We start from the raw sequence: 16,015 nt of genomic DNA, 5'->3' as shown, positions 1-16,015 counted from the left end.
TCGACACGCTCGGCCGCAGGCGGCCTCCCGGCTCGACCAGCGGGCTGGCGCTTAGTGCGAGACCGTCGCCGTCGTGATCCGCCGGTCGGCGGTGCTGACGCGATGGACGTCGCCAGTGACCGTGACCAGCGCCTTGTCACCGCCCGAGTTGCCGGCGCCGGAGGCCACCTCGACGTCGGAGAGCTCGGCGATGCCCTCGGCGACCGCGGCGGCGACCTTCTCACCGGCCGAGGCGGCGACCCAGACCTCGACCTCGCCGGGCTCGACGACACGGGCGAGTCCGCGGTCGGTGAAGGCCAGCCGGGCCGTGGGCACCTCGAAGCGCACCGTCGCCGACTCGGCCGGCTGCAGCGCGACGCGCTGGTAGCCGAGCAGCTGCGAGACCGGTCGGGCCACCGAGGCCAGCAGGTCGCGACCGTAGAGCTGGGCCACATCCACACCGGCGACCTCACCGAGGTTGGTGACGGTCACCTCCACCTCGAACGTGCCACCGGCCTCGACCACTCGATCGGCCGAGAGCCCGCTGTAGCCGAAGGTGGTGTAGGAGAGGCCGAAGCCGAACGGCCGCACCGGGGTGGAGTCGGCGGAGGTCACCCCGGAAGGGCCGCCGAGGATGGGATGGAGGTAGGTGTAGGGCTGGGCTCCGGCCGATCGCGGCAGCGTCAGCGGCAGTCGACCGGACGGGTTGACGGCGCCGGTGAGGATGCGCGCGAGCGCGGGTCCGCCCTCCTCCCCCGGGAAGAACGCCTGCAGCACCGCCGCAGGACGGCTGGGTCCGTCGAGGGCCCAGCCGATGGCGTACGGACGGCCGGTGACCAGCACCAGGACCGTCGGGGTCCCGGTGGCGACCACCGCCTCGATCAGCTCACGCTGGACGCCGGGCAGGTCGAGGGACTCGGTGTCGTTGCCCTCCCCCACGGTGCCCTTGCCGAACAGGCCCGCCTGGTCGCCGGCGACGACGACGGCGACCTCGGCTCGTTCGGCCGCCGCGAGGGCCGCCGCGAACCCCGTGGTGTCGGCGCCCTCGACCTCACAGCCGCGTACGACCTCGACCTCGGCGTCCGGGACCTCGGCCCGCAGCGCCTCGGCGATCGTCGGCACCTCGATGCCGAGCGCGACGCCGGGATGGTGGGCGAGGACGTGGTTGGGGAAGGAGTAGCAGCCCATCAGCGCCTCGGCGCGGTCGGCATTGGGGCCGATCACCGCGATCCTGGCGGCGGTCCCGGCGAGCGGGAGGGTGCCGTCGTTGGACAGCAGGACCACCGACTCCTCGGCCAGCCGGCGGGCCACGTCTCGGTGAGCCGGGGTGTCCAGATCGATCACCGACGGCGGCTCGGCGGTGAACTCCTCGTCGAGCAGCCCGGCCTCCTCCTTGGCGGCCAGCGCCCGGAGGACAGCGCGGTCGATGACGGTCTCGTCCACCTCACCGGCGCGGACCAGCGCGGCCAGCGGCTCGAGGAACGCGTCGCCGCTGGGCAGCTCGACGTCGATCCCGGCCTCGAGCGCCATCGCCGCGGCGTGGCCCCGGTCTGCCGCGACGCCGTGCATGAGCGCGAGGAAGGCCACCGAGAAGTAGTCGGCCACGACGGTCCCGTCGAAGCCCCACTCCTCGCGCAGCAGCCCGGTGAGCAGCTCGGCGTTGGCCGCCATCGGGACGCCGTCGACGTCGTTGTAGGCATTCATCACCGACCTCGCGCCTCCGTCCAGGACGGCCATCTCGAAGGGCGGCAGGAACAGGTCGGCCAGCTCCCGCGGTCCCGCGGAGACCGGAGCGTGGTTGCGGCCCGCCCGCGATCCGGAGTAGCCCACGAAGTGCTTCAAGGTGGCCTGGATGCCCGCGGACTGCAGCCCCCGGACGTACGCGGTCCCGACCGTCCCCACCACGTAGGGGTCCTCGGAGATGGCCTCCTCGGTGCGGCCCCAGCGCGGGTCACGGATCACGTCGAGCACCGGCGCGAGGCCCTGGTGCACCCCCAACGTACGCAGCGAGGAGCCGATCAGGGACGCCATCTCCTCGACGAGGTCGGGGTCGAACGCGGCTCCCCAGGCCAGCGGCGTCGGGAAGCAGGCGGCCTTCCAGGCGGCCAGCCCGGTGAGGCACTCCTCGTGGACCAGCGCCGGGATGGCGAGCCGGGTCTCGCGCCGCAGCCGCCGCTGCTCCTCCCACAGCCACCGCGCACGCTCGACCGGGTCGACCGGTCGGGTGCCGTAGACCCGGGTGAAGTGGCCGATCCCGTGCTCGGTGACCTCGGCGAGCCTCGTCGGCGCGCCGGCCGTCATCTCGCCGGCCAGCGGCGCGACGACCTCGTCGCCGTGGTCGATCCAGAAGCCGACGAGCTGCGCCAGCTTCTCCTCGAGCCTCATCCGCGCGTGCAGCTCCTGCACCCGCGTGGACACCTGCGGCCATGCGCGCCGGTGGGCTCGTTCCTGGACTCGTTTCTGGGCGTCCGTCATCCCTTCACCGCTCCTTGCAGTCCGGAGACGATCCGGCGCTGCAGGGCCAGGAACAGCACCAGCGCCGGGATCATCGCGATCGTCGTGAACGCCAGGACACCGGCGGTGTCGGCGGAGTGCTCGGTGGAGAAGTCGGCCACCCCGAGCGGCAGCGTGCGCATCTCCCCCTGAAGGAGCAGCAGCGGCAGGATGTAGGCGTTCCAGGAGGTCACGAAGGCGAGCACCGCGACCGTGATCACCCCCGGCATCGACAGCGGCAGCATGATCCGCCAGAAGACGCCGATCCGTGAGGCACCGTCGATCAGTGCCGCCTCCTCGAGCTCGCGCGGCAGCGCCATCAGGAACGGCCGGAGGATCACCACCGTCAGCGGCAGCGCGAACGCCGCCTGGGGCAGCGCCACTCCCCACCAGGTGTTGCCCATCCCCAGGTCACGGGTGACCAGGATGAACAGCGGGATCACCGCCACCGCGGCCGGGAAGAGCAGGCCGAGCACGAAGACCATGAACAGCGCCTCGCGCCCCTTGAACCGGTAGCGCGCGAGCGGATAGGCGGCCATCACGCCGAAGACCACCGCGACTGCCGTGGTGATCACCGCGATGATGGTCGAGTTGACCGCGTACGTCCAGAACGACCCGCCGCTCAGCACGCTGGAGTAGTTCGTCCCGACCCACGGATCGGGCAGCCCGGTCGGCTTCTCGGCCAGCTGGGCGTTGGTGCGGAAGCCGCCCATCGCTCCGTAGAGCACCGGTCCGACGGTGATCGCCACGACGATCAGCGCGATCAGATAGACGAGCACGTTGTTGCCGCCGCGCTTGCCGCGCGGCGCCAGATTCGTCGTCATGCCGCCTCCTTGGTGTCACGGCGCAGCACGACCAGCTGGTAGACCAGCGCCATCACGAACGCGATCGCGAACAGGACCACCGAGGCGGCGCCCGCGATGCCGTAGTTGTGCCGGTTGGTGCCTTCGTCGATCAGGTACGTCGCCATCGTGGTCGTCGCGTTGGCCGGGCCGCCGCCGGTGAGGACCCAGATCATGTCGAAGCACTGGATCGAGCCGATCATCGACAGGAAGCACCAGGTGCGGATCGTCGGGCCGAGCAGCGGGATGCTGATCCGCCACTGCGTCTGCCACCAGCCGGCGCCGTCGAGCTGCGCCGCCTCGTAGAGTTCCTCGGAGACTCCCTGCAGCCCGGCGAGGAACAACAGGACCGCCAGGCCGAGGTACTTCCAGGTCAGCACCGCGAGCACCACCCACAGGGCGACCTCGGGGGTGCCGAGCCAGCCCTCCTCGGGCGGGGACAGGCCGATCCCGTTCATGAGGGCGTCGACCAGCCCGTACTCCGGCTGCAGCAGCTGGAACCAGATGACCCCGGCGATGACCTCGGCCAGGACGTACGGGACGAAGATCAGCGTACGCAGCACCCCCTGCCCCGCCATCTTGCGGTTGAGCAGCAGCGCGATGGCCACGCCCAGGGGGAGCTGCACGATGATCGAGCCGACCACGATGATCATGTTGTGGGCGACCGCGGCCCGGAAGACGTCGTCGGCGAGCACCTCGGCGTAGTTCGCGAACCCGATGAAGTCGTCCAGCGGCCCGAGGCCGTTCCAGTCGTAGAGCGAGAACCGCGCCGCGGTGAAGATCGGCCAGGCGACGAAGAGGGCCATCAGCGCCAGGGCGGGGGTCACGAAGAACGCGATCTCCGCCCACTTACGCCAGGCGTCGTGCCGGTGCGGCCGCCCCGAGGCGACCGCACCAGTAGCTGCTTCAGAGCTCACGAGGCGACCGTGCCTCCCGCGAACCTGCATTCCGACATGCTCACTTCTCCTTGTCCGCGGCTTCCTGGGTCGCCTTGACGACGTCCTCAGGGGTGGCCTTGCCCGCGAACTGCAGCGCGATCTCGTCGTTCATCGCACCACCGACGGACTCACCGAAGGCGGTGTCGAAGTAGAGCTGTACGAAGGGCGCCTCGTCGCGGACCTTCAGCAGCTCGGCCAGCGCGGGGTCCTTGACCGCGGAGCCGGCCGCGGGGATGGTCGGCAGGCCCATGTCGTTCTCGGCGAAGCCCTTCTGGACCTCGTCGGAGAGCAGGTGGTTGACGAGGTCGACAGCCTTGTCGGGAGCCCCCTCGGAGACCGCCCAGGCGTCACCGCCACCGAGCTGGGCGGCCGGGTCACCCTCGCCGCCGTCGACGGCAGGGAACGGGAACCAGCCGGTCTTGTCACCAAGTCCCTGCTTGTCCTCGGTGATGCCCTGCATCACGCCGGGCTCCCAGTGGCCGGCCAGCTCCATGGCGACCTTGCCGGTGGCCAGCAGGCCGCTGGCCGAGGTCGGGCCGGTCTGCGACGGTGTCGACAGGAAGCCCTTGTTGAACGGCTTCTCGGCGACGATCTCCTCGACGGTCTCGCCCGCCTCGACGAAGCACGGGTCGGAGAAGTCCAGGTCGGCGACCGCAGTCTCGAGCACGTCCTGGGAGCAGGCGCGCAGCGCGGTGTAGTACCAGTAGTGCGCCGCCGGCCAGCCGTCTCCGGCGCCCAGCGAGACCGGGGTGATGCCGGCCTTGTCGAGCTTGTCGAACGCGGCGTACAGGTCCGCCATGGTCGCCGGGGGCGCGGTGACCCCGGCCTTCTCGAAGAGCTCGGTGTTGTACCAGAACCCGACAACCCCCATGGAGAACGGCAGGGCGTACGTCTTTCCGTCGACCTGCCAGCCGGCGGCGCTGCCGCCGATCTGCTCGATGATGTCCTTGGAGTCCTCGGAGAGGTCGCGGGTGAGACCGGCCTCGACGTGGTCGGCGAGCTCACCGCCGCCACGCTCCATGTAGACGTCCGGGACGTCGCCGCTCTGGAAGGCGGCGTCGAGCTTGGTCAGCATGTCCTCGTGGGCCATCGCCTGGACCTTGACGTCGACGCCAGGGTTGGCGTCCTCGAAGTCCTTCGCGACCTGCTCGTAGAACCCCTTGCCGGGGTCGTTGTTGGAGTTGTGCCACCAGGTGATGGTCTTGTCGTCGCCACCGGAGTCGCCCGAGCCGCCACAACCGGTGGCGGCAATCATCAATCCGGCGCACAACGCAGCGAGCGCTTGTGTCTTTCTCGGCATCTTGGGACCTCTTCGTCACAGCTCGGGATGTGTGGGTGATGTGACTGCCGCCACATTCTCGGGACGAGCATGACGGTTGTCCAGCCGGTGTGTCAATCGTTGTCGATAACGTTTTCGTAGATGGTTCTCGATCCTGGCCCGGGTGGGCTACTGTCAGGCCATGAGTACGGTCGACCAGCCCCGCCCCCGCCGGGTGACGATCAACGACGTGGCCCGGGAGGCAGGGGTCTCGGTGGCCACGGTCTCGAAGGTGATCAACGAGCGTTACGGCGTCAGCGAGGCGACGAGCGAGAAGGTGCTCGCGGTCATCGAGCAGCTCGGCTACCAGTCGTCGCTGATCGCCTCGAGCCTGCGCCGCAAGTCCACCGGTGTCATCGGCGTGCTCGTCGCCGAGTTCGAGCCCTACTCCGCCGAGCTCCTCAAGGGCATCTCAGCGGCCCTGGACGGCACGGGCTACGAGCTGTTGGCGCATGCCGGACGCACCGGCGCCCACAACCACACCGGTTGGGAGCGCCGCTCGCTCTCCCGCCTCGGCCACACCCTGATCGACGGCGCGATCGTGGTGACCCCCTCGATGATCATCACCGACGAGACCACCATCCCGGTCGTCGCCATCGACCCCCACACCGGACCCGACGGCCCGATGACCGTCGACGCCGACAACACCACCGGCGCGCGGCTCGCCGTCGACCACCTGGTCGGACTCGGCCACCGGCGCATCGGCTTCCTCGGCGGCCGCCCCGATCTCCGCTCCGCCGGCCTGCGTGAGCAGGGCTACCGCGATGCCCTCCAAGACGCCGGCCTGAGCGTCGCCCCCGGCCTGATCAGGGTGGGCGGCTACCACCCCGAGCTCGCCGAGGCACCGGCCCGCGAGATGCTCTCGTTCCCGCCCGGCGAGCGCCCCACCGCCGTCTTCGCCGCCAACGACATCTCCGCGATCAAGGTCATCGAGGTCGCCGGCTCGCTCGGTCTGCGCGTCCCCGAGGACCTCTCCGTGGTCGGTTTCGACAACGTACCCGAGTCCCGCGACGCCACTCCCCCGCTCACCACCGTCGCCCAGCCGCTCCACGAGATGGGCCGGGCCGCCCTCGGGCTCCTGCTCGAGCTCCTCGAGGGCAAGCAGACCGAGCGCCACCTGCGGCTGCCCGCCGAGCTGGTCGTACGCGGCAGCACGGCTGCCCCCTCCCCGCCGAAACCGTAGTTCTGGCGCGCCGAGTCGGCTCATCCTGACACGATTTCATGCCGAGTCGGCTCGTCATGACGAGCCGACTCGGCGTAAGAGAGCTACACGTGCCCGGTCGCCGATGCTCTCCGCCTGGAGAGGGCGTCGACGCTGGCCGCGACCAGGAGGACGAGGCCGGTGACCATCCAGACGGTGCCCTGGGGCTGGTCGAGGAGGCCCATCCCGTTGTCGATGACCGCCACGACGGTGCCGCCGATGACAGCGTCGATGACCCGGCCCTTGCCGCCGAAGAGCGAGGTGCCGCCGATGACAGCAGCACCCACGGCATAGAGCAGCGTGGTCTCGCCACCGGTGTTCGGGTTCACCGAGTTGGTGCGGCTGGCGATCATGATGCCGGCCACGGCAGCCATGGTCGAGCAGAGGATGAAGCACGACAGGCGCACCCGGAACACGTTGATCCCGGCCCGCCGCGCCGCCTCGGCGTTGCCGCCGACCGCATAGACGTGTCTCCCCCAGGCGGTGCGGGCCAGCATGAAGGTCAGCACGATCAGCAGACCGACGATCACCACGAGCGAGACCGGCACCCCCTTGAGCGAGGTCAGCGCCGGGTTGCGGCTGCGCTCGACGGAGAGATAGCCGACGACCGCGAGCACCACGGCCGTCAGCAGCCCGGTCTTCAGCGCCCACAACAGGATGGGCTGGACGGTGAGGTTCTTGGCGCGACGGCGCGCATCGGTGACGTACGTCGAGGCCGCATAGCCCACGATGCACATGATGCCGAGCGCCCAGCCGAGCCAGAGCGGCAGGTTGGCGTTGTTGAGGCCGTTGATGAAGTCGTTGCGGTAGGGAATCGTCCCGCCCTCGCCGATCATCGTCAGGAGCACGCCCTGCAGCCCGAGGAAGGCGGCCAGGGTGACCACGAACGAGGGGATCCCGAGCCTGGCCACCAGCAGCCCGATGAGCAGACCGATCACCGCTCCGGTGAGCAGCGCTGCCAGCAGCGCCGGGACCAGCGGCCACTCCTGCCTGGTCAGGAACACCCCGAGCACCCCGGCACAGGCGCCGCCCGCGAACCCCGCCGACAGGTCGATCTCGCCCAGCAGCAGCACGAAGACCAGGCCCATCGCGAGCACGGTCACCCCCGCCGACTGACCGATCAGGTTGGCGAAGTTGAACGAGTTGGTGAACTGCTCGGGTCGCAGCGTGGAGAAGACCACGACGAGCGCGATCAGGCCCAGCACCGCCGGCAGCGAGCCGACCTCGCCGCCCCTGAGCTTGGCCAGGTAGGCCCGGAAGATCCCACCCAGCGAGTTGTCCGGCTCCGGATCCGGCACCGAGGCGACGGTCGGGTCATCGGTGTCCAGACTCATGCCGCACCACCTTCAGGACCGACGCCGGTGGTGATCGCCTGCACGACCCTCTCGCGAGTCGTGGAGGCGACCTCGAACTGACCGACCATGGCCCCCAGATACAGCACCGCGATGTCGTCGGCGACCTCGAAGACGTCGTTGAGGTTGTGGCTGATCAGCAGGACGCCGAGGCCCCGGTCGGCCAGGCGCCGCACCAGCCGGAGCACCTGCTCGGTCTGCGCCACGCCGAGCGCGGCGGTCGGCTCGTCGAGGATGACCAGCTTGGAGTTCCACAGCACGGCGCGGGCGATCGCCACGGTCTGCCGCTGGCCGCCGGAGAGGGAGGCCACCGGCGTACGCACCGACTTCAGCGTACGCACCGAGAGACCGTCGAGCGTCTCGCGAGCACGCTGCTCCATGGTGTCCTCGTCGACCAGCCGCAACCGCTTCATCTCCCGACCGAGGAACATGTTGTGGACGACGTCGAGGTTGTCGCAGAGCGCGAGGTCCTGGTAGACGACCTCGATGCCGAGCGCGGCGGCGTCCTTCGGGCTGGTCACCTTCACCGGCTCGCCCTCGAAGAGGTAGTCACCGGCGTCGAAGAGATGGATCCCGGCCATCCCCTTGACCAACGTGCTCTTGCCGGCGCCGTTGTCGCCGACGAGCGCGGTGACCCGGCCAGACTGCACCGAGAGGTCCACCCCGCGCAGGACCTGCACGGCGCCGAAGGACTTCTCGACGCCGCGCAGCTCCAGCAGCGGAGTCACTGAGGCACGCCGTTCTCAGTGCACAGGTCCGCGATCGCACCGGCGCACACCTCGGCGGCGTCGGCCTGACCGTCCTCGATGACCGACCCGACGGTCTCCTTGGTCACCCAGACGGGCTCGGCGAGCACCGACGGCACGTCCTTGCCGGCCTCGGTGTCCTCCACGGTGCCGGTGGCGAGCGCGTCGGCGGCGTCCTCGTCTCCCTCGATCAGCGCGATCGCCAGGTCGGCGGCCGCCTTGGCCTCGAGCGCGGTGTTCTTGTAGACCGTGCCGCACTGGAAGCCCTGCAGGATGTTCTGCAGACCCTCGACCGAGGCGTCCTGACCGGTCACCGGGATCTTGCCGGCCACCTTGTTGGCCTTCAGCCGGGCGATGATGCCGCCGGCCATGGTGTCGTTGGCGGAGACCACGCCGTCGATCTTTCCGCCGTTGGCGGTGTACATCTGGTCGAAGACCTTCCCGGCCTTGGTGGCGTCCCACTCCCCCGACTGGTCACCGACGAGCTTGTAGGTGCCGTCGGCGATCTTCGCCTCGAGCGCCTTCTCGTAGCCCGACTTGAACAGGGCCGCGTTGTTGTCTGTGGCCGCACCGTTGACGTAGACGATGTTGCCGCCGCTCTTGCCCGCCGCGGTGATGCACTCGTCGAGGCCCTTGCCCATCAGCTCACCGACCAGCACGTTGTCGAAGGAGACGTAGTAGGAGGCGCCGCCGTTGAGCGTCAGCCGGTCGTAGTCGATGCTCGTCACGCCGGCGTCGGCGGCCTTCTTCAGGCAAGCCGCACCCGACTCGGAGTCCAGGTTGGTGATGATGATGACCTTGACCCCCTCGTTGATCATGCTGTCGCACAGCTGACCGAACTTGGCGGTGTCACCCTGCGCGTTCTGGATCGTGGCCTCGAGGCCGGCTTCGGTGAACGCCTTCTCCAGGTTGGGCCGGTCCTGCGCCTCCCAGCGAGGAGACGTGGTCGCGTCCGGCAGGATCACGCCGACGTCGGTGCCACCCGAGCCGCCCGCGTCGCCGCCACCGTCATCCGAGCCACCACATGCCACGAGCGATGCGGTCGACAGGGTCGCGACCGCCGCGACCGCGATCAGGCGGCCGATCTTGTGCGTGTTCATCGTCGAACTCCTCAGTCTTGGGTGTGATCTAAGTCACGTCGGGGTGCAACCTATCTCCTCCAGCGCCGCCGTGAAGCGGTTCTGAGGAGATCTCGATGGCGGATCGACAACAGCCGTACGCCTGCAGGTCACCGTTGCTCGCTATGGTGCGACGGCTCCCGCCCCACCGACGTCCAACTAGAACAGCGATCACGTGACCGCCACCTCGGATTTCCGCACGCCCGCGACCGACCGGGCCGACAGTGGCCCCAACAGCCCCAAATCTGGGCAGTCCCCCTCCGGGTCGGCCGCCAGCCACATCAGCGAGATCCACGGCCTGCGTGGCATCGCACTGGCGCTCGTGGTCGCCTTCCATCTCTTCGGCAACGGCCGGGTCTCAGGCGGGATCGACGTCTTCCTGGTCGTCTCCGGCTTCCTCGCCACCCGATCGCTGGTGGGCAAGGCGGAGCGTGGCCGGGTCCGGCTGGGCGAGCACTACGGACGTACGTTCGCGCGGCTCGCCGCGCCGGCCTTGATCGTGCTGGCCGCGACGGCCGCGCTGATGGTCGCCTTCATGCCGCAGACGCTGTGGACCCAGACGACCCGCGAGATCATCGCCTCCGCGACCTACACGCTCAACTGGGAGCTCATCGCCAACCAACTCACCTACGGCGCGGCGGGGCCGTCATCGACTCCCGTGCAGCACTTCTGGTCGCTCGCGGTGCAGGGCCAGTTCTTCCTGCTGTGGCCGTTGGTGGTCGGCGGGCTCGCCCTCGTGCTCCGCGCGCTGGCCCGAGGACCGCTGCGCGGCCGGCTCAGCCTCGCCCGCGTGCTGTTCGTGCTGACCGCGGTCGCATTCGCGATCTCCTTCGCCTACGCGTTCAAGGTCTCCGGGGCCGACCAGGCCGCGGCGTACTTCAACTCCCTCACCCGCTTCTGGGAGATCGCCGCCGGCGCCCTGACCGCGCTCGCCCTGCGCCGCCTGAGCCTGCCCGAGCAGATCAAGCCGTACGCCGCGTGGGCCGGGATCGCCCTCGTCGTGAGCTGCGGTTTCGTGATGGACGGCGCGGACCGCTTCCCGGGCCCGGAAGCCCTGTGGCCGGTCGCCGGGGCGCTGCTGGTGATGGTCGGCTCGACGCCGTCGCCGCGAGGGCCGCGCCGCTTGCTGGCGACCCGTCCGCTGCGGTTCGTCGCCGACATCTCCTACGAGCTCTACCTGTGGCACTGGCCGCTGCTGATCGTCTGGCTCTACTACTCCGGCGGCGAGCGCCTCACCATCGCGTCGGCGGCGGGTGTGCTGGTCGTCTCGACGCTGCTCGCCTGGGCGACCAACCGGCTGGTGACGCGACCGGTCCAGACGTACGTCATCAGGCCCGGCGGCCCACGGGCCCTGGTCGCCACCCTCGCCGCCCTCGTGGTCGCCGTCGGCGCCGGCTGGAGCGGCCTGGCCGCGATCGACCGCTCCGAGGAGAGGGCGATAGCCGCGGCGGCCCGGCTCGCCGCCGCCGACCCCTACTCGACCGAGTGTCTCGGGGCGGCCGCGCTGGCGGCGAGCGCCGCCGGAGGCTCGTGCCTCAACCCCGACCTGAACGGCGAGCTGATCCCGGCGGTCGCCGCCATCGGCACCGACGACGACAACCGGGCCCCGTGCTGGTCCTTCGCGGAGCGTCCGGTGCGGTTCAGCGCATGCCCGAACGGAGCCGTCGAGGGCTATGAGAAGCGGCTGCTGATGGTCGGCGACTCCCACGCCGTAGCCCCGGTCGGCGCACTCGACCTGATCGGCGACCAGCGCAACTGGCGCATCGACGTCGCCGCGCGAGCCGCCTGCCACTGGAACGCCCGGCCGCTGGGGCGGAACATCGCCGACAACCGCCCCGCCTGCGCGGAGTGGAACCGCCAGCTCGAGGCCTATCTGCGCGCACCCGAGCAGAAGGACCTCGACGCGATCGTCGTGACCCACTCGGCCCGCAAGATGACCCAGCCGCTGGCCGGCGAGACTCCCTACGAGTCCACCGTCAACGGCCTGGTCGAGGCCTGGAGCCAACGGCCGTCGAAGAAGGTCCCGGTGATCGCGCTCGTCGACAACCCGATGTTCGAGCCCGACAGCGCCGCCTACCTACGCACCACGCTGGGCTGCATCCAGCGGCACTCCCCCGAGACCGCCGGCGAGGCGTGCGGGCGCCCGCGCACGGACGTCCTCTTCGAGGATCCGCACCGCGACGCGGTCACCCGCGACCCCAACGCACACCTGGTCGACCTGACCCACCTGTTCTGCGAGGACCGGGTCTGCCCGGCGGTCGTCGGCAACGTCATCGTCTACCGCGACGGCAACCACCTCACCGCGCGGTACGCCCGCACGCTGGCGCCCTACCTCGGCCAGGAGCTGGCCCGCATCGTCGCTTAGCGGGCCACGGCGAGCGCGTCGATCTCGACGAGCATCTCCTCGCGCGGCAGGCCGGTCATCACGGTGGTACGACACGGCAGGATGCCGCCCTCGGGGACCCGTGAGCCGATGAACTCACCGTAGGCGTCGTTCATCGCGGCGAAGTCGTCGCGGGTCGTCAGGTAGACCCGGAGCATCAGCACGTCCTCGAAGCCCGCGCCGGCGGCAGCCAGGATCGCCTCCACGTTCTGGAGGGTGCGCACGGTCTGGGCCTTCACGTCACCGGGGAACAGGTATTCGTTGGTGGCGGGGTCGACGGGACCCTGACCGGAGACCTGGATCAGGCCGCCGCGGACGACGCCCTGGGAGAAGGTGTGCGCGGGAGCGGGGGCCTGGTCGGTGGAGATGCGGATGTCGGACATGGGTTGGCTTTCCTCTCGGAGTGTTCTCATGAGCTCCGGCCGGCCCAGTCGGCGGAGATCGCTTCGGTTGCGGCGAGGAGCTGCGGCACCAGGGCACGCACTCCCTCGCGGGGCAGGATGACGTCGGGCACGGAGACAGAGACCGCGGCGATGACCCGCCCGGCCTCGTCGCGTACGGGCGCCCCGACGCAGTTGATGAAGTCCTCGTGCTCGCCGGCGTCCTCGACCCAGCCCTGCTCGCGGGTCCGGGCGAGCACGTCTCGGTAGCCCGCCGCGTCGGCGATGGTGCGGCTGGTGAAGGGCCGGAAGTCGATGCCCGCGATCACGGCGTCGCGCTCACCCGGCGGCAGGTCCGCGACGAGCACCTTTCCGACGGCGGTCGCGTGCAGGGCGGCGGGCAGACCGACGCGGGAGTACATCCGGACGGAGTGGGTGCTCTCGACCTTGGCCAGATAGATGGCCGCGCCGTTCTCGTACGCAGCGAGGTGGACCGCCTGGCCACCGGTCTCGGCAGCGAGCCGGGCCAGGTGCGGCTGGGCGACGTCGCGGATCGCGTGCTGGGCCAGGGCCATCGTGCCGAGCGCGAACAGCCGGGAGCCGAGGTGGTAGCGCTGGTGGTCGTCGCGGCGTACGAACCGGTCGGCCTCCAGGGTGTGCAGGAGCCGCATGGCGGTGGTCTTGTGGACCTCGAGGATGGCGGCCACCTGGTCGAGGGATCGCTCGCCCTCACCGAGCTCGATGAGGATCCGAAGCGCGCGGGAGAGACTCTGGCTCATCGGACCTCCTCGGAGGTCGCCAGCGCCGGAGAGTCGATGCCGACGGCGCTGACCCGGGTCTCAGCCCAGTCGTCCTCGGAGCAGTCGAGCAGCCGGGCGCGTACGCCGGCAGCCGGTGGGGTCGCGTGGTCGCCGGTCGCGGCCAGCACGCCCGCGGCGACCAGATGGCCCTGCCGCAACCGGCCGACCGGTCCGAAGCCGTCGACGAGGGCGGCGAGGTAGCCCGCCGCGAACCCGTCCCCCGCGCCGACCGGCTCGACGACGTCGACCTGAAGAGCGGGGACCTGCGCCGCGCTGCCGTCCGGGTCGTGCTCCGCGGCCGCGTGGGAGTCGGCCTTGATCACCAGGCGCGGGCGCTCCCCCAGCAGCTCACGGAGGTCCTCAGGAGTGCAGACACCGAGGGCCGCCCGGGCCTCGTCGGCGCCGACCAGGACGATGTCGGCCGCGCGGAGCAGGTCGAGGAGCGGCGTGATGCTGCGCTCGGTCCACAGCGCCGGTCGCCAGTTGAGGTCGACGCTGAGCCGGAAGCCGAGCTCGTCACGCAGCTCGAGCAGGCGCGCGACCAGGGCCGACCCCTCCTCGAGGATGCCGACGGTGATGCCCGAGGTGTGCACGACCTCGGCCGAGGCCAGCGCCGCCGCCACGCCGGGCCGGTCGAGCAGGTCGGCATCCATCGCCGCCGCCGCGGAGCCGGTGCGGTAGTAGTGCATGCGGCTGCCGCCGGGCGCCGGCTCCTTCACGTAGAGACCCGTCGGCCGATCCGGGTCTCGCTGGACCTCGACCTCCACGCCGCGGGCGGTCAGGTCGTCGGTCACCACGTCACCGAACGGGTCCTCGCCGAGCCGGGAGACCCAGGCGGCTCGCACGCCCAGGGCGGTCAGACCTCTGGCGACGTTCGCCTCGGCGCCACCGACAGAGCGGCTCAAGGTCTGCGCCTCGACGAGCGGCTGGTCGCCCTCCGGGCGCAGCACGACCATCGCCTCCCCGAGGCAGACCACTCGCGCGTCTCCGTTGCTGCCCACGAATGGGGCTCCTCCCTGTTGGTTCCGGGTCGACCGTTGACGGCCGGTGTGACCGATGCTACAACTATCAAACCAGATTACGCAATCATCATTGCATAATGCGCAACGAAGGAAGGACGGGTCATGGATCACCCGGCAGCCCACATCGACGCAGCGGCCCTCACGACGCTGCGTGAGGAGCGGGTCGACTGGCGCCACAAGGCGATCCCGCCCTCGTTCTGGGGACGCACCGTCGCCGAGATGCTCGAGGCCGCGCCGCGGCTCTCGGAGCTGCCCACACCCGTGCTCTCGCTCTCCCGGGTCGCGATGACCCACAACCGCGACGTGCTGGCCGCCTGGTGCGCCGAGCGCGGGATCGCGCTGGCACCGCACGGCAAGACCACCATGGCTCCGCAGCTGTGGGCCGAGCAGCTGGCTGCCGGCGCGTGGGCGATCACCGTGGCCAACCTCCCCCAGCTCGCCGTGGCCCGCGCCTTCGGCGTCTCCCGGGTGATCGTGGCCAACGCGATCCTCTCCCCGCTCACGCTGCGCTGGATCTCCGACCAGCTCACCGACGACGCCGGGCTGGAGGTGATGGTGTGGGCCGACTCGCCACGGACGGTGGTTCTGATGCACGAGGCGCTCGCTGCCCATGCCGCCGAGGTCGGGCCGCGCCGCCCGCTCGCCGTCCTCGTCGAGCGTGGCGCAGCCGGCGGTCGCACCGGCGCCCGGGACGAGGCGACCGCTGTGGCCGTCGCCGAGGCCGTCGCGGCCTCACCGCATCTGGAGCTCGCCGGCGTCACCGGCTACGAGGGCGCCCTGGCACACACCGCCGACGAGGCTGCCCTCCAGGTCGTCCACGCCTACGTCGACAGCCTGGTCTCGCTGCACCGGCGGATCTCCGACCTGCTGCCCGCCGACCGGACGCCCGTGGTGAGCGCCGGCGGCAGCGCCTACTTCGAGCAGGTCGCCGACGGGCTCGCCCCGCTCGTGGCAGGTGACGAGGCCCGCGTCGTGCTGCGCAGCGGCGCGTACATCACCCACGACGACGGCTTCTACCGCGGCATCTCTCCCCTCGGCAGCGCCCCGCGCACCACCGGACCCGGCCTGCGCAGCGCCCTCCACGGGTGGGTGCGGGTCTCCTCCCAGCCCGAGCCCGGACTCGCGCTCTTCGATGCGGGCAAGCGCGATCTGCCCTTCGACGAGGGCCTTCCCGAGGTCCAGCTCGTGCGCGCCCGCACGACCGGCGCCCCGCCGGCGCCGATCACCGGCGCAACCGTGACCGCGCTCAACGACCAGCACGGCTTCCTCCGCTGGGACCCCGCCACCGAGGCGCCCGTCGTGATCGGCGACGAGCTCCGTCTCGGCCTCTCGCACCCGTGCACAGCCTTCGACAAGTGGAGCCTCATCCCGATCCTCGACGACGCCGACGCCGACGACCCGGTCGTCGTCGACCTCGTGCGGACCTGGTTCTGAGACCAGCCA

13 protein-coding genes are annotated in these 16,015 nt (G+C 70.7%); 3 read left to right on the top strand and 10 right to left on the bottom strand.

Annotated features, from left to right (window positions below):
- Positions 1 to 51: 51 nt before the first annotated feature.
- The 4 genes from H5T77_RS08655 to H5T77_RS08640 are packed head-to-tail and all read right to left on the bottom strand — an operon-like array spanning position 52 to position 5,552.
- A complete protein-coding gene (locus H5T77_RS08655; protein ID WP_292647695.1) occupies positions 52 to 2,454 on the bottom strand; it encodes a beta-xylosidase/alpha-l-arabinosidase in 2,403 nt (800 codons plus the stop codon).
- Complete coding sequence (locus H5T77_RS08650; protein WP_292647692.1) at positions 2,451 to 3,296, bottom strand: carbohydrate ABC transporter permease; 846 nt, start codon at positions 3,294 to 3,296, stop codon at positions 2,451 to 2,453. The genes H5T77_RS08655 and H5T77_RS08650 overlap by 4 nt, the downstream gene beginning before the upstream one ends.
- Positions 3,293 to 4,231 carry a carbohydrate ABC transporter permease gene (locus tag H5T77_RS08645; protein ID WP_292647689.1) on the bottom strand — a complete coding sequence of 313 codons (939 nt, stop codon included), beginning with the start codon at positions 4,229 to 4,231 and terminating at the stop codon, positions 3,293 to 3,295. Before H5T77_RS08645 ends, H5T77_RS08650 begins: the two co-directional genes overlap by 4 nt.
- A gap of 40 nt (positions 4,232 to 4,271) precedes the next feature.
- Positions 4,272 to 5,552 carry an ABC transporter substrate-binding protein gene (locus H5T77_RS08640; protein WP_292647686.1) on the bottom strand — a complete coding sequence of 427 codons (1,281 nt, stop codon included), beginning with the start codon at positions 5,550 to 5,552 and terminating at the stop codon, positions 4,272 to 4,274.
- 160 nt (positions 5,553 to 5,712) lie between these two features.
- On the opposite strand from H5T77_RS08640, the gene H5T77_RS08635 reads away from it, so the two are divergent.
- The gene (locus H5T77_RS08635) at positions 5,713 to 6,753 is read left to right on the top strand and encodes a LacI family DNA-binding transcriptional regulator (RefSeq protein WP_292647683.1); all 1,041 of its coding nucleotides are present in this window, start codon (positions 5,713 to 5,715) and stop codon (positions 6,751 to 6,753) included.
- An 83-nt stretch (positions 6,754 to 6,836) separates the two neighbouring features.
- Here H5T77_RS08635 and H5T77_RS08630 read toward each other — a convergent pair whose 3' ends face one another.
- Genes H5T77_RS08630 through H5T77_RS08620 form a run of 3 tightly spaced genes read right to left on the bottom strand, consistent with a single transcriptional unit; the run spans position 6,837 to position 9,969 of the window.
- Entirely contained in the window at positions 6,837 to 8,105 is a 1,269-nt protein-coding gene (locus tag H5T77_RS08630) for a sugar ABC transporter permease (protein ID WP_292647680.1), read from the bottom strand.
- Positions 8,102 to 8,851: an ATP-binding cassette domain-containing protein gene (locus H5T77_RS08625; RefSeq protein ID WP_292647677.1), complete on the bottom strand. Its 750-nt coding sequence runs from the start codon at positions 8,849 to 8,851 to the stop codon at positions 8,102 to 8,104. Before H5T77_RS08625 ends, H5T77_RS08630 begins: the two co-directional genes overlap by 4 nt.
- Positions 8,848 to 9,969 carry a sugar ABC transporter substrate-binding protein gene (locus H5T77_RS08620; protein ID WP_292647674.1) on the bottom strand — a complete coding sequence of 374 codons (1,122 nt, stop codon included), beginning with the start codon at positions 9,967 to 9,969 and terminating at the stop codon, positions 8,848 to 8,850. Before H5T77_RS08620 ends, H5T77_RS08625 begins: the two co-directional genes overlap by 4 nt.
- Before the next feature lie 193 nt (positions 9,970 to 10,162).
- Here H5T77_RS08620 and H5T77_RS08615 point away from each other — a divergent pair, with 193 nt between their 5' ends.
- On the top strand, positions 10,163 to 12,352 hold the full coding sequence (locus H5T77_RS08615) for an acyltransferase family protein (RefSeq protein ID WP_292647671.1): 2,190 nt from the start codon (positions 10,163 to 10,165) through the stop codon (positions 12,350 to 12,352).
- Here H5T77_RS08615 and H5T77_RS08610 read toward each other — a convergent pair.
- The 3 genes from H5T77_RS08610 to H5T77_RS08600 are packed head-to-tail and all read right to left on the bottom strand — an operon-like array spanning position 12,349 to position 14,551.
- Positions 12,349 to 12,753 carry a RidA family protein gene (locus H5T77_RS08610; protein ID WP_292647668.1) on the bottom strand — a complete coding sequence of 135 codons (405 nt, stop codon included), beginning with the start codon at positions 12,751 to 12,753 and terminating at the stop codon, positions 12,349 to 12,351. The two genes, H5T77_RS08615 and H5T77_RS08610, sit on opposite strands and share 4 nt — an antisense overlap.
- A gap of 26 nt (positions 12,754 to 12,779) precedes the next feature.
- Positions 12,780 to 13,529, bottom strand: coding sequence for an IclR family transcriptional regulator (locus tag H5T77_RS08605; protein WP_292647665.1), 750 nt, complete (start codon positions 13,527 to 13,529; stop codon positions 12,780 to 12,782).
- The gene (locus tag H5T77_RS08600) at positions 13,526 to 14,551 is read right to left on the bottom strand and encodes a sugar kinase (RefSeq protein WP_292647662.1); all 1,026 of its coding nucleotides are present in this window, start codon (positions 14,549 to 14,551) and stop codon (positions 13,526 to 13,528) included. Before H5T77_RS08600 ends, H5T77_RS08605 begins: the two co-directional genes overlap by 4 nt.
- A 123-nt stretch (positions 14,552 to 14,674) precedes the next feature.
- Between H5T77_RS08600 and H5T77_RS08595 the strand changes: the two genes are divergently transcribed.
- Entirely contained in the window at positions 14,675 to 16,006 is a 1,332-nt protein-coding gene (locus H5T77_RS08595; RefSeq protein WP_292647659.1) for a type III PLP-dependent enzyme domain-containing protein, read from the top strand.
- Positions 16,007 to 16,015 lie beyond the last annotated feature (9 nt).

It is taken from the genome of Nocardioides sp., from assembly GCF_014360585.1.
GTDB lineage: Bacteria > Actinomycetota > Actinomycetes > Propionibacteriales > Nocardioidaceae > Nocardioides.
Note: the sequence above shows the minus strand (reverse complement) of the source record. Positions and strands in the feature narration are given on the sequence as shown.

Bases quoted from the DNA above. Each gene is read 5' to 3' on its own strand.
- H5T77_RS08655 (WP_292647695.1), bottom strand. From the start codon at position 2,454: ATGACGGACGCCCAGAAACGAGTCCAGGAACGAGCCCACCGGCGCGCA.
- H5T77_RS08630 (WP_292647680.1), bottom strand. From the start codon at position 8,105: ATGAGTCTGGACACCGATGACCCGACCGTCGCCTCGGTGCCGGATCCG.
- H5T77_RS08610 (WP_292647668.1), bottom strand. From the start codon at position 12,753: ATGTCCGACATCCGCATCTCCACCGACCAGGCCCCCGCTCCCGCGCAC.
- H5T77_RS08605 (WP_292647665.1), bottom strand. From the start codon at position 13,529: ATGAGCCAGAGTCTCTCCCGCGCGCTTCGGATCCTCATCGAGCTCGGT.
- H5T77_RS08635 (WP_292647683.1), top strand. From the start codon at position 5,713: ATGAGTACGGTCGACCAGCCCCGCCCCCGCCGGGTGACGATCAACGAC.
- H5T77_RS08640 (WP_292647686.1), bottom strand. From the start codon at position 5,552: ATGCCGAGAAAGACACAAGCGCTCGCTGCGTTGTGCGCCGGATTGATG.
- H5T77_RS08650 (WP_292647692.1), bottom strand. From the start codon at position 3,296: ATGACGACGAATCTGGCGCCGCGCGGCAAGCGCGGCGGCAACAACGTG.
- H5T77_RS08620 (WP_292647674.1), bottom strand. From the start codon at position 9,969: ATGAACACGCACAAGATCGGCCGCCTGATCGCGGTCGCGGCGGTCGCG.
- H5T77_RS08595 (WP_292647659.1), top strand. From the start codon at position 14,675: ATGGATCACCCGGCAGCCCACATCGACGCAGCGGCCCTCACGACGCTG.